At 47.7% G+C, this 13,951-nt stretch carries 6 protein-coding genes; 5 read left to right on the forward strand and 1 reads right to left on the reverse strand.

Annotation, left to right across the window (positions count from 1 at the left end; all coding sequences use genetic code 11):
- Nucleotides 1-24: 24 nt before the first annotated feature.
- From DW835_RS05040 to DW835_RS05060, 5 genes are all read left to right on the forward strand, one after another.
- A complete protein-coding gene (locus DW835_RS05040) occupies nucleotides 25-6,894 on the forward strand; it encodes a right-handed parallel beta-helix repeat-containing protein (RefSeq protein ID WP_118669199.1) in 6,870 nt (2,289 codons plus the stop codon).
- Nucleotides 6,895-7,074: 180 nt separating this feature from the next.
- Nucleotides 7,075-8,250: an ATP-binding protein gene (locus tag DW835_RS05045; protein WP_118669198.1), complete on the forward strand. Its 1,176-nt coding sequence runs from the start codon at nucleotides 7,075-7,077 to the stop codon at nucleotides 8,248-8,250.
- A 381-nt stretch (nucleotides 8,251-8,631) separates the two neighbouring features.
- The gene (locus tag DW835_RS05050; protein ID WP_118730789.1) at nucleotides 8,632-10,350 is read left to right on the forward strand and encodes a glycoside hydrolase family 13 protein; all 1,719 of its coding nucleotides are present in this window, start codon (nucleotides 8,632-8,634) and stop codon (nucleotides 10,348-10,350) included.
- A 130-nt stretch (nucleotides 10,351-10,480) separates the two neighbouring features.
- Complete coding sequence (locus DW835_RS05055) at nucleotides 10,481-11,344, forward strand: YitT family protein (RefSeq protein ID WP_118503071.1); 864 nt, start codon at nucleotides 10,481-10,483, stop codon at nucleotides 11,342-11,344.
- 205 nt (nucleotides 11,345-11,549) lie between these two features.
- Nucleotides 11,550-12,830: a glycoside hydrolase family 3 N-terminal domain-containing protein gene (locus tag DW835_RS05060; RefSeq protein ID WP_118503069.1), complete on the forward strand. Its 1,281-nt coding sequence runs from the start codon at nucleotides 11,550-11,552 to the stop codon at nucleotides 12,828-12,830.
- Here DW835_RS05060 and DW835_RS05065 read toward each other — a convergent pair.
- A complete protein-coding gene (locus DW835_RS05065) occupies nucleotides 12,827-13,594 on the reverse strand; it encodes an HAD family hydrolase (RefSeq protein ID WP_118503067.1) in 768 nt (255 codons plus the stop codon). The genes DW835_RS05060 and DW835_RS05065 overlap by 4 nt on opposite strands.
- Between the last annotated feature and the right edge of the window lie 357 nt (nucleotides 13,595-13,951).

Here is a 13,951-nt window from a genome sequence, read left to right on the forward strand (position 1 = left end):
CGGTCTGTGTCGGGGAGCTGGGCTGTGCCAGAAGGCGAGGTCAACCTCTGCCTGAACGGGCAGACGATCAACGGCAAAATCACCATCGGCAGCGGCAGGGTTCAAGGCGAAGTGACCGTCAACGGCGGCAAATTTGAACTGTACAGCGGCACGATCACCGGCGGCGTGCAGGTCGGTATAAAGGGCAGCGCCTATCAGACCGGCTCGTCCTTTACCATGTATGGTGGAGAGATTACCGGTAATAAAGCAGGCAGCGGCGGCGGCGGTGTGTTCCTTGTCGGCACGACGAATCAGACCGACCCGCCAAGATTCACCATGCATGGCGGAACCATTTCCGATAACACTGCGGGTGCGTCTGACGGCGGTGGCGGCGGCGTATATGTGGGTGAGAAGTGCAGCTTCACCATGGACGGCGGAGCCATCACCGGCAACAAGGCGACCGCCGGCAACGGCGGCGGGATCTATATCCACTTTAACGCCGGCACAGTTTCGATCTCCAACGCCACGATCACCGGCAACAAGGCGTCCGCCACGGGGAATACAAGTTATGGCCACGGGGGCGGCATTTATTCGGAGAGAGGGGTAACCGTCGAGAATGTGACGATCACCGGAAACAACAGTACCTTTGAGGGCGGCGGCATCTATGGAAAGGGCGCTATTACCCTCACCGATGCTACCGTTACCGACAACTCTCAATATGACGTTTACTACGACGGAAGGGAAAGCAACACTCCTGAGCTCACTATTTCCGGCTCGGTGAAGGCCGGTTATTACGCCAATGAAGCTTGGAAGCTGCCCATTCTTGTATCAGGCGCATTGAGAGAGGATTCGGTCATCCGTGTGGGCGTGCGTGAAGGCATAAATCTTGGGGCCATCGCCGAACCGGCAAGCGGCGTGACGCTCAGCGCCGAGAACTTCAAGGCGGACGCCGCCGACTGCGTGACCAGCCTGGGCGATGACGGCAAGGTCTATCTTGTGCCCTGCACGCACGAGATGGACGATACCGGCTACACCTGCAAGAAGTGCCATACGCAATTCGACGCGCGCGTGGGCGATAGCGCCTATTATCAGACGCTGACGAAGGCGTTTGATGCAGCCAGAGGCAACACCGTGACGCTGCTGCGGGATGTGACACTCGCAGGAAATTGCTCTTCTTCTTACACCTACTCAGCGACGCTGGATCTGAATGGCAAAACTGTCAGCAGCGAGCGTTATTACATTAGCGTCGGAGGTGGGAACAAACCCAGGACTCTGACGGTCAAGGATTCCGGAACAGGCGGCGGAACGCAGGCGCTCGATGTCACGTTTTACGTTTCCTCCAACGGAACGCTTGCAGTCGGCGACTCCTACACCGGCAAGATTTCGCGCGTGGAGCTGCAGGCCGGCGGCGCATTGGAGCGCTTTGGCGGCGAAATCGGCGAGTTGGTATTAAGCAATGCTGCGGCTGGCTCCACAAGTACGGGCTACAATCTGAAGCTGTGGAATGGCAATACAAACGCCTGCACCATCGGCAAGATCACGGACAGCACGAAGAGCAAGAGCCTCACCGTTCAAGACCTGCTGAAAACCAACCATGCAAAGTGCGAGCTGTACGGCGAAAAGGACGGTACATGGAGCATCGTTGATAAGAGCGCTAAAATTGTGGACTTGACCGGCTATACAACGTACAAGGTGCAGTTCCCGGAGTGCGTCCATCAGTGCGCCGATGACAGCAACCCCGTGTGCTCTGTGTGCCACAAGGACCTGTATACGAAAATTACCGCCCAGAGCACCGACGGCACGACCAAGACTGCCTACTTCACGGAAGACAGTGCGCTGGAACACGGCTATGTAGAGGCCATCCAGACCTTGAACGGCTGGAGCAATAAGGGCTGCACCGAGCCGACGCTGACCCTGCTGCGGGATATGTATGCTTTCGGCACCTCCATGCCGCTGACCGGCACGCTGACGCTGAAGGGCGGAACGCACACCGCCAAGAATGTGACGGTCGCTAAAAACGCGGACGTGACCTTTGCCAGCGGCAGCTATAAAGGTGCGACCATCGACGGCACGGCGACGGTGAAGGAGGGCGTCACATTTACCGACGCCTCCGTCGAGGTGAACGGTACGCTGAACGCCAAGGGCGGTACCTTCACTGGTAATGTCAAATTCAACGGCAGCAGCATCGCGAACATCAGCGGCGGCAGCTTTAATAATGAAAAGAAATATGGCGGCGTTACGTTTGACTACAATGTCACGGGGACGATCACCGGCGGCACGTTTACCTTCGCGGATTTTTACACCACCAAAGTCAAGCTCTCCGGCGGCACATTTACGATGATCAAAACCAACGGCGACCGCAAACTCGCCGACCTGCTGGCGGAGGGCGCGGCGTATTACGGAGCAAGTGATAATCAGGCTGTGACCAATGATAGAGTGAATACGCTGGAAAATGTCAAGGTCGTGTCGCATACGCACAACGGCGGCACGGACGGCAAGGGCATTTGCAGTGTCTGTAAGAAGCAGATGGCGGCGTCGCTGACCATCGGCGACAAGACGAGCTGGTACACGGCCTTTGCCACTGCCATTGAGGCGGCGAACGCGGCGGACGGTGCAAAGACCATCACGCTGTATCAGAATGTGGATGACACTGTCAACGGGAAGCGGACCACCTATGAGCTGACCCGCGGGCCGGTGACGCTGGCGACCGGCGGGAAAACGGTCGATGGTGTGGACCTCATCGCCAAGGGCATTTCTCTGACGGTCACGGGCAGCAACGGAGGCTTCTATGTGACGGTGGACGGCAAAGACGCGGAATTGACCGTCAAGGACAAGGATACGAAGCTCGCCATTGTCACGGCGAAGAACGGCGGAAAGCTTTCGCTGAGCAACGGCACCTTCAGCCGTGTGGCTGTAAAGGACGACGGCAGCAGCGCCAGCCTCAGCGGCGGCAGCTACGGCGCGATCACGAGCGATGCCGGCTATGTCAAGCCCTACGCGCTGCTGGCGAAGGGGTACGCTTACAAAAAAACAACGGATAATGAATGGCTCCCCAACGCCAATTCAATCCCGTCAAAAGTCACCGTTGAAAAAGCCCCCTTCGCGGTCGAAAAGATCTATCCGAATAGCGATACGAACTACACCGGAAGCTCGGCGTTTGCGACGGACGGCAATATCACGCTGACTGCGGTAATCGCGTCCGAGCCCGAAACGGAGAACGTCACCTACTACTACTGGTGGGAGCTGTTTAACGAATCAGAAAACGACTGGACCACGAGTTTCAAAAAAGTTAATACTGCAACGCATACCGGCGAGAAGAGCAAGACGCTCACAATCTCCGGGCTGCCCGTAGACAAGAGCTATCAGTACCACATTTACGTCCAGTGCAGCAACGGCTACAATTGCTACAGCGAGCCGTTCACCGTGACCCAGCATCAGCATAGCTGGACGTACACGGCAAGCGGCGCGACCATCACCGCGAAGTGTACGGCAGAGGGCTGCTATCTGACCGACGGAAACGGCGGCAGCGTGACCATTGCGGCCCCCGCCGAGCTGACCTACAGCGGGGAAGGCAAACCCGCCACGGTGACTGCAAGCAGCGATTGGCAGGGTCCGGCGGCGAGTGGGATCACCATCAGCTACATAAAGACGGGCACGTATGGTCAACAGATGTTGGAAAACGGCGCGCTCCCCACCGACGCGGGCGAGTACACCGCCAGCATCACGGTGGGCGAGGGTAACAAGGCTGCCACTGCCAGCGTGGAGTATACCATTCAGAAGGCTAATCCGGTGGTGACCGAATGGCCGACGCTTTCTGCATCGGTTTATGTCAACAGTGAAGCGACCCTCACCGGCGGCAGCGGCGAAGGCACCTTCGCTTTCAAGGCAGGTGCTGCGAAATCTTGGGACAGCGCAGGCAGCAAGACCACCACGATTGTGTTTACTCCCACAGATACCAATAATTACAAGGAGCTGACTCAGGACTATAACGTAACGGTTGTCAAGCGTACGGTAAAGAGCTGCCATACGCTGACTGGCATTACGGACAAGCCCTACGGAACGGCGCTGGAAGAGCTGGGACTACCCGAAACCGTGACGATCACCACGGAGGACGGCAAAACATTTGATAAGATCCCCGTCACATGGAGCGGTTATAATCCGAATACGCTGGAGGAGCAGACGCTCACCGGAACATTAGATCTTACTTCGATTGCTAACGAGGTGGAGCAGCCCGGCATGCCTGTGACGGCGCAGATCAAGGTCAAACTCACGCAGAAGAACTTCAGCGGCATTTCGCCTGAGGCTTATGATGGTGTGTATGACGGTAAGGCGCACGGAATCACCCTCACCGGCGTGCCCAGTGGCGCAACCGTAAAATACGGCGAAAGCGCAGATAGCTGCACACAGGACAGCCTGACCTACACCAACTTCACGAATGGTCCAAAGATCGTATTTTATAAGGTCTCCCAGTTCGGCTATGCGGATGCTTCCGGCTCCGCCTGGGTAAATATTACCAAACGCCCACTCACCGTTTCCAGCATCACGGAAAATAAGACCTATGCGTATGCTTCCGGTTCAGACGGTAAGGCAATCGGTGTGAATATTGCAGGAAAGCTTCCGACGGATAGGGGAACTACAGCATATGCGGTTGCAAAGACAGATACAGAGAAGCTTTTAAGTGAGGTAACAGTCGATACAGCCGGAAATCTGACCTATAAAGTAAATCAGGTAGATGCGTCCAAGGTTGGAAAGACAGCAATTATCACGGTAACAGCTTCGATGGAGAACTATGCGAATGCTGGATACACGCTGACGATTAGTATTACAGATAAGAAGACGGTAGAGATTAAGAGCGGAAACACCGTATCTGTAGATGGAAGCAATGCGCTGACCTATGGGGAAAAGGTTTCAAAGCTGACACTTGGAAATACCGTTTTTGTGGAAGCCGGTACAGATGATGTGATAGAAGGTATTCTTTCATGGAGCAATCCGGACGAGATACCGGCAGCCGGAACCACACAGGCGGGCTGGGTATTCAAGCCGGCAGACAGTACGTATTACGCGGAACTTACCGGAACAGCAGCCATCACAGTAGCCAAGGCAACTCCGATAGTTGTAACAGTACCAACCGTTGCAGAGCGTGGATACAATCCGGATGCTGCGCTTACCGGTTCAGATATAACAGGCGGAAGTGTGACAGGGGCAGATGGCAATTCACTTGCCGGAACATGGAGCTTTACAGGAACGAACATCATTCCGACTGTAAACAACAAAGGCTATCAGGCAGTATTTACACCTGATGACACAAACAACTACAATACAGTAACTAGAACAATAACAGTTACGGTCAATAAGGCAGCGAAAGCTCCAAACATGCCGGAAGCTGCAATGACACCGGCACACAGCACAAAGAAGGTTGGCAATATTACACTTCAGGAAGGATGGAGCTGGCAGGAGGCAGATAAGGACACGGTGCTTGCAGATGGTGTGGCTGTGACGGCGACTGCGGTTTATATAGGAGCTGACAAGGGAAATTATGAGACAGAAAGTGTAAGCATTACGATTACAAGAAGAGAATGTGATCACACGCACACTGAAATACGGAATCAGCGGGAAGCGACCTGCACGCAGACCGGATACGCAGGAGATACCTATTGTACGGACTGCGATAAACTTATGAGTACCGGAAAAGAGCTGGCAGCATTGGGACATGATTATAAAGCAACCGTAACAAAGCAGCCGACGACAACCGAGGAAGGAGTCAGAACCTACACCTGCACCAGATGCAGCAGTAGCTACACAGAGAGCATTGCGAAGCTGCCGGAGGAACAGCACACTCACAACTATACGGGAAGCATTACGAAGGAGGCAACCTGTACAGAGGCAGGGGTAAGGACATACACCTGTTCCTGTGGAGACAGCTACACGGAGAATATTCCGGCAACAGGACACAGCTATGTATCAAAGGTGACGAAGGCTGCAACGACAACAGAGGAAGGCATCATGACCTATACCTGCTCCAAGTGCGGACACAGTTACACACAGCCGATCGCTAAGATCAAGTCCGATGACAGCAGCAAGGATAATGGCAGTCAGAACCGGAAACCGCAGACTGGCACAGACAATGGTAATCAGAATCAGAAGCCACAGCCTGATACGGATAATGGTAAGGACAACGGCACTTCAATTAAGCCATACATCAAGGACGACAGCGGCAAGGAAGGCTGGGATGTTATCAAGCCACAGCTTGAAGAAGCTAAGTCAGGCGATACGGTAACAGTTGCCATGAACGGAACGACTGTAGTACCGAAGGATGTAATTGACAGTATCAAGGGCAAGGATACAACACTTGTTCTGGATATGGGAAATGGTCTTTCCTGGAAGATTTTTGGAAAGGATATTACTGATGCAGCTGGAGATATTGATTTTGATGTGACAGTCGGAGCCGACGCCGGAAAATCCATTCCTGTGGATGTGATCAATAACGTGACCGGGGAACATTCTTCCTTGAATCTGACTCTTGCTTATGACGGAGAGTTTGGATTTACAGCCACACTGACCGTCAACATGGAATCAAAGAATGCAGGACTGTATGCGAACCTGTTCTACTACAATGAACAGACCGGAGAACTGGAATTTATCAGTGCCGGACAGATTGATCCGGATGGAAATGTGGAACTTGTATTTACCCATGCATCAGATTACACGATTGTTGTTGATACCAAGATTATGAGTGATAACGGTCAGGCAGACAACAAAGCTGATGAAACCATTCCTGCGTCTAAGACAGATGACAGCACTTCAAAATATACATGGAATAATACGATAATCATTATTATAGGTATCTGTATTATGCTGATTGTTATTGGAGCCGTATTCTATGTAAGGAAAAAGAGTGGTTCAGAAGAAAAATAATGATGATTTCATAGGAGTAATAAAAAGAGCAAAATCAACAAAAAACAGCTAAAAGAATGTATTTAATATTTGGTGCTCGCTTTTTAACATGATATCCATAAAAAGAGCCGATGTAAAACAAAAAACTGGTTTACATAGGCTCTTTTTAGTATATAATGATTATTGAAAGGCGGTGGAAGTATGCTCATAAGATATATGTTTGACAATTTTTGTTCGTTCAAGGAAGAGTGCGAGTTTTCATTAGAAGCACCAGGCGGGAAAGTAAAAAAGCGCTTTCCGGATAACTATACTACAACAGAAACAGGATATGACCTGCTGAAAACAGCAGTTATCGTAGGTGAGAACGCAGGTGGTAAGTCCAACTTTATAAATGGATTAAAATATCTGAAATCATTGTTTGATACAAACATGAAAGTGCAGTCTGTTAATTCATATATTAACACAGATACTTTGATGGAGTGTAATAATCCCAAACAGAAATTTAATGTAGTATTCTTAGCGGGGAATCATTATATTTATGAGTATGAAACTATTGTTGATACAAAAGGAATCTATAGCGAAAAACTTATCAGAAGCAGCCAGCGGAAATCAGCTGAGCATGTAGTGTTTGATATTTTACGGGATCAGGAGGATATATATACATTACGAAGAGGAACAGCCAGGGAAGTGACAGCTGCTCTTAAGAATAGCAATAATAGTAACGGATTATTTGTAGTTAAACTGGCTCTTCTCGGAAATAAGGATGCGTCAGCAACTGTTGAATGGATGTTAAATGTCCTATATCCGGGTAATATCCCCTCTGACAATATAGACAGCATTGTCAGGCAGGAACGGGATCTTGAAATTATGAAAGATCCAAGATATGTAGAAATTTTTAAGATGGTAGATTACAGCATTTGCGGAATTGAAGTGGATGATGAGAAGCCTTATTCTAAAACTCTGGTAATTCGTAAGAATGCACAGGGAAAGCAGTTTAAGAGAGAATTATCACAGGATTCAACCGGTGTCAGAGAATTTTTTGCATGGGCTGTACAGATATTTCGCGTGGTATATGAAAATAAAGTGGTATTTGCAGATGAGATGGACCGGGTTCTTAATCCAATCTTGTCAGACCGTGTTATTGCGTATATTAACGGTATGGAGCACAGAGGGCAGTTTGTATTTTCTACACATAATGTATTACACCTAAATTTGAAGACATACATGAAAGAGCAGATTTATTTCATTACAAAAAGTAAAGATGAATTGACATCAGAATTGTATTCTCTAGCAGATTTTCCGGAAGTGAGGTATGAAAACACTAAGATATATGAGTTTTATATGAAGGGAATATTGGGAGGTACGGCATTTGAGTAGAAAAACAAGAGTCCTCCAGAAGAGGTTTGCAGTATTCTGTGAGGGAGATACAGAATATAATTATATAGACAAGATGAGAAAGAATCAGGGCGTATCTGTATTATGCTGATTGTTATTGGAGCCATATTCTATGTAAGGAAAAAGAGTGGTTCAGAAGAATAAGTATCTGACATAGTAATTGAATAAAAGTGTGAAGGTGGGAGCGTAAGCGCCCACCTTTTACAGTTGAAGAAGAAAAAATCTATTACAGCTCCGTTGCCCCAACAGAACAGGCAGAAACGGTGACCTTTTTATCGTTTTGTGACTTGTGCAGCATAATAAAAAGGAATTATAATCAAGAAGGAAAAAACGCTTTTTTCGAGCTATAGAAAGGAAAAAATTATGGAATATTCAGCAATTCTTCATGATATGGATAAAAGATTCTGCTATGCAATCGATAAGGATTTATTTGTGATACGTGTGCAGGTAAAAAAAGATGATATAAAAGAGATCATTCTTCATTATGAGGATAAGTACATACCACTGGAATGGAAGGATACGCGAAAGACCATACCGATGAAGAAGGTTGCCACATCACAGTTTCATGACTATTATGAAGCACAGCTTCAGATGCATTTGATATGTCTCCGCTATTATTTTAAATTTACGGATATGCAGGGAGAAAAGGTATATTATGGCAACTATGAGTTTAGCAGGGAATGTATTACAAACAGGGACAGAATGTTCGATTGTCCGCAAAACCTTCGTGAGGAAGAAATGTTCGAGGTGCCGGAGTGGGCAGCAAACAAGGTCGTGTATCAGATTTTTCCATCTCGCTTTGCAGCGTCACAGCCAATAGACAAGGAACTGTGGTATAAAGCACCCATTACATCTAAGGATAATCTGCATGGCGATCTCAGAGGAATTATTGATCATTTGGATGATATTCAGAAGCTGGGAATAGATGTTGTGTATTTAACACCTATTTTTAAATCGGATTCCAGCCATAAATATGATACCACTGATTATTATCAGATAGATCCTTCCTTCGGAACAACAGAGGATCTTAAGAAACTGGTGCAAAAAGCGCATGCGTATGGAATGAAAGTAGTGATGGATGCAGTATTCAACCATACAGGAAGGGATTTTTTTGCATTTAAGGATATCATGGAAAAAGAAGAAAAATCCAGATATCTGGACTGGTATTTTATCGAGAGATTTCCGCTGAAGGGTGAAAAGGGAGAAGTTCCTCACTACAAATGTTTTGGATATTATGGCGGAATGCCTAAGTTAAATCTGAAAAATCCGGAGGTTGAAAAATTCGTTACAGATGTTGCATGTTATTGGATTAAGGAATGTGATATCGATGGATGGAGAATGGATGTTGGTGACGAAATCAGTCATTTTTTCTGGAAGCGTTTTAGAAAGGCTGTTAAGACAGTAAAAAAGAATCTGCTGATCATTGGGGAAATCTGGCATTATGCAGGAGATTTTCTTGAGGGAGATGAATGGGATACGGTCATGAATTATCCGTTTTACCTGAATCTCATAGATCTGCTTGCAGATGAAAAAATCAATGTCAGCCAGTTTATACAGAATCTTGGATATTTGAAGGGGCGCTTAAACAAAAAATGCTATCCTTTAATGTGGAATCTGATCGACAGCCATGATACGGCAAGATTTTTACATCTATGTAAGGATAATAAGAAAAAGCAGCATCTGGCAGCAGCTTTTCAATTGTTATTACCGGGAATGCCTATGATTTATTACGGAGATGAATTTGCGATGCCCGGAGCAAATGATCCGGATTGCAGACGTGGCATGTACTGGGATGAAGAATACCAGGATAAAGAGATGTTTGAATGGTACAAGCAGCTGCTGAAGGTGCGAAAAAACCATGCATGTATCGTAGAGGGTGAACCGTTGGAAATAGCTGCAAGGGACGGGGAAGAGACGATCGTCCTGACCAGAAAAAATGACGAAGAGACACTTGCTTTGATCTTCAACTGCAGCAGCAGCGCAAGAGTGTTTCATGAGTATGCACAAAAATATGATTTACTTAGAGAGAAACCCTTTGATGGAAAAATAGAGGGACTTGAAGCCGCTGTAATAGTACTTTAAGCTGTAATGCAGAAGAGGCCATTCGGGCATATGCGGGAGTGATGCTTTTCATTTGCAAAAAAGATGAGGTGTGATAAGATGAGAAAAGTATAGAAACAAATTAAAATATATCACTGGAGAAAATATTATCATGAAGAAAAAAATAAATTATGCAGGAATTCTGAAAGAGACAGGGATCCTGACTGTGGCGGTAGCCATCATCGCGGCAGCAGTCTACTTTTTCCTGGTGCCGAGTCATGCGTCGGTCAGCAGTATTTCCGGTCTCGGCATTGTGCTGTCTAACTTTATACCACTTCCACTGTCGGTCATTACGATGATCATGAATGTAGTGCTTCTGCTCATCGGCTTTGCCACCTGCGGGAAAGAATTCGGGGTAAAGACGGTGTACACCAGTGTGATGCTGCCGGTATTCTTAGGACTTTTCGAGATGCTGTTTCCGAATTTCGGATCCCTGACAGACAGTCAGGAGTTGGACGTGCTCTGCTATATTCTGGTGGTCAGCGTGGGACTGAGCATTCTGTTTAACCGGAATGCGTCTTCCGGAGGATTGGATATTGTGGCGAAGATCATGAACAAATATCTGCATATGGAACTGGGCAAGGCCATGTCCCTGTCCGGGATGTGTGTGGCGTTGTCCGCAGCGTTGGTATATGATAAGAAGACAGTGGTGCTGAGTATTCTGGGTACCTATTTCAACGGAATCATTCTGGATCATTTTATTTTTAACAATAATATCAAGCGGCGTGTCTGCATTATCACGAAGAAAGAGGAAGAACTGCGTCAGTTTATTACAAGAGACCTGCACAGCGGTGCCACGATCTATGAAGCCACCGGTGCCTATCATTTTGAAAAACACAACGAGATCATTACCATTGTGGACAAAAGTGAGTACCAGAAATTAATGAAATTCATCAATGAACTGGACCCCAAGGCGTTTATTACCGTATATAATGTATCGAGTATGAAGTATCAGCCGAAGATTGGGGCCTTTTGACCTTGGCTTTGATGCCTACGGATTGTTCCGTGCTACGTACTCTCACAATCCTCCCCTCTATTCGCATATCGTGGGATTATCATCCCACTTTTATGCTCATATCGGGGCGGGTCCTAAGGTCTTTCACCCACTTATGAGCAAGCTCATGTGGGCTTAGACCTTTTGACCCTGGCATCTTTATAATAATATTATGGAGAAATGCGAAATGAAAAAGGTGCGGAATATCGTAGTGATCGTGTTATCTGTCATATGTGTTGGAATTCTGGTTTTTTTGTTGTGGAATTTAAGAAGTACAGAGGAGTCTGCACAGGAAATAATACCGGAAGTTCAGCCGGAGCCTATGTCGGAACAGAGTGTATCGGATTCTGATGTGAGCGGCAACGGTGCGGAGAACAGTGCAGATCCTACGGAATTGCCGGAGACAGAAGAAAGCGAACCGGTGAAAACGGAAGATCCTGTAGAGCAGAGGGCAGAAGAACTCCTGGCAGGAATGACCTTAGAGGAAAAAGTCGGACAGATGTTCATCGCCCGGTGCCCGGAGACGGATGCAGCATCCAAGGTGACGCAGTATCATCTCGGTGGATATATCTTATTTGCCCGGGATTTTACCGGTAAAACAAAAGAGGAAGTAACGGCATCCATTCAAAGTTACCAGAATGCTGCGGAAATACCTCTGCTGATCGGTGTGGATGAGGAAGGCGGCACGGTAAACCGTGTCAGCAAAAATGCGAACCTGAGGGAAACGCCTTTTGCCTCTCCTCAGGAACTGTATGCTCAGGGAGGATGGGACCTTATTCGGAGTGACACACAGGAAAAATGTCAATTACTGCAGAGCCTGGGAATTAATCTGAATTTTGCTCCGGTATGCGATGTATCACAGGATCCGCAGGATTTTATTTATCCCCGCAGTTTCGGGCAGGATGCGGAACAGACGGCGGTCTATGTGCAAACGGTGGTCGGTGTCATGTCCGAAGAGCACATGGGGAGTGTATTAAAACATTTTCCGGGATATGGCAACAACTCTGATACGCACACCGGTGTTGCTTATGATGAACGTCCTTATGAAACATTTGTAAATTCTGACTTTCTGCCGTTTCAGGCAGGAATCGATGCCGGAGCCGATATGGTACTGGTATCCCACAATGTTGTCTCCTGCATGGATGATCAGGTACCGGCATCTATTTCTCTACCGGTACATAATATTTTGCGTAATGAATTAGGGTTTGACGGCGTGATCATTACCGATGATCTGGTCATGGAAGGAGTACGGCAGTTCGCCGGGGATGCGGAGATTGCCGTAAGGGCGGTACAGGCGGGAAACGATATGCTGTGCTGCACCGATTTTGAAGTACAGGTACCCGCAGTCATCAAGGCGGTCGAAACCGGTGAGATTACCGAGGAACGCCTCAACGAATCGGTCCTGCGTATTTTGAAAATGAAAATAAAGCTGAGCATCATTGCGGACACTGCGGATGCTCAGGACTAGAGAAGGCTCCGCAGTACATCCTCGGGCCGGGGAGTGTGCTGCGGATATTTTTCTCTCAACGGACCGGCAGCTCCGTCCATAATATAGGGATGTCCCACGATATCCAGCATGGATACATCGTTATAATTGTCACCGAAGGCCATGACATCCGCGAGGTCAAAGCCAAGAATTTTACAAATGGATTGCACACCGATGCCTTTGTTGGCAAGGGTGGTATCGATCCAGTAAGGTCCCGCCACTGCACAGTTCGCCTGCTCCCAGCGGGGGACGAAGCGGTCAGCATAAGCTGCTACGCCTTCATGGAGATATACGGAGACCTTTACGATGTCCTCCGGAATTTCGGAAGGATCCTGAATGACCTGATAGTTGTTGCCAATAAACTTTATTCTGTCCAGCATTCCCAGCCCACGTTCCATCAGATAAGCCGTATTCTGTCCGGAGAGCATGACTTCGCCCTGCCCGTCACTCCGGCTCCACAGATCTTCTGCAATCTCTTCCGCCAGGGCACGGGGCATGGGATTTTTCGCAATGCACAGCTCGTCCTTGTAGATCACGCCACCGTTTTCACATAAGAAAATACAGCAATCCGCCACCGGAGCGAACAGCTTCCGCAGACTGGTATACTGTCTTCCAGACGCCGGGCAAAACAGGATCCCCCGGTCATGAAGTGCCCGGATCTGGTCAAAAATCTCGCCTTCCAATTCTTTTTTTCCATATTGTAAAAGTGTACCATCGAGGTCACTGCAGACTAATCTGATTCCCATAGTCGGAATTCCTTTCTCTCAGAATGATAATTTTAAATAGTATCTCAAACTTCGCACATTAAAATGTGCCTATGCACCTTGAAAATTCAATAATAACTGGCATAAAAATAGCATGAAACCAATGGTTTTGGTATAATTGAGTTGTTAAAAAACAATACAAACCGGAGGCTCATGCTATGAATAAAAGTATAACACAAGCGATTCAAAATGATAAGCAGATTTCTAAATCTATCTTAAGGTCAGAACATTGACAACTGAATAACTGCCAGGTATTGAATTTTCAAGGTGCATAGCTAAAATCTATGTGCGAAGTTTGAGAAATCTATTTTTTATAACAAAATGTTGTCCAAGCTTCCA

The organism is Clostridium sp. AM34-9AC (assembly GCF_003480225.1).
Classification (GTDB): domain Bacteria; phylum Bacillota; class Clostridia; order Lachnospirales; family Lachnospiraceae; genus Acetatifactor; species Acetatifactor acetigignens.

What these genes read in the sequence shown, in the direction of transcription:
- DW835_RS05045 (WP_118669198.1), top strand. Translation starts at nt 7,075, where the DNA reads ATGCTCATAAGATATATGTTTGACAATTTTTGTTCGTTCAAGGAAGAG.
- DW835_RS05050 (WP_118730789.1), top strand. Translation starts at nt 8,632, where the DNA reads ATGGAATATTCAGCAATTCTTCATGATATGGATAAAAGATTCTGCTAT.
- DW835_RS05055 (WP_118503071.1), top strand. Translation starts at nt 10,481, where the DNA reads ATGAAGAAAAAAATAAATTATGCAGGAATTCTGAAAGAGACAGGGATC.
- DW835_RS05060 (WP_118503069.1), top strand. Translation starts at nt 11,550, where the DNA reads ATGAAAAAGGTGCGGAATATCGTAGTGATCGTGTTATCTGTCATATGT.
- DW835_RS05065 (WP_118503067.1), bottom strand. Translation starts at nt 13,594, where the DNA reads ATGGGAATCAGATTAGTCTGCAGTGACCTCGATGGTACACTTTTACAA.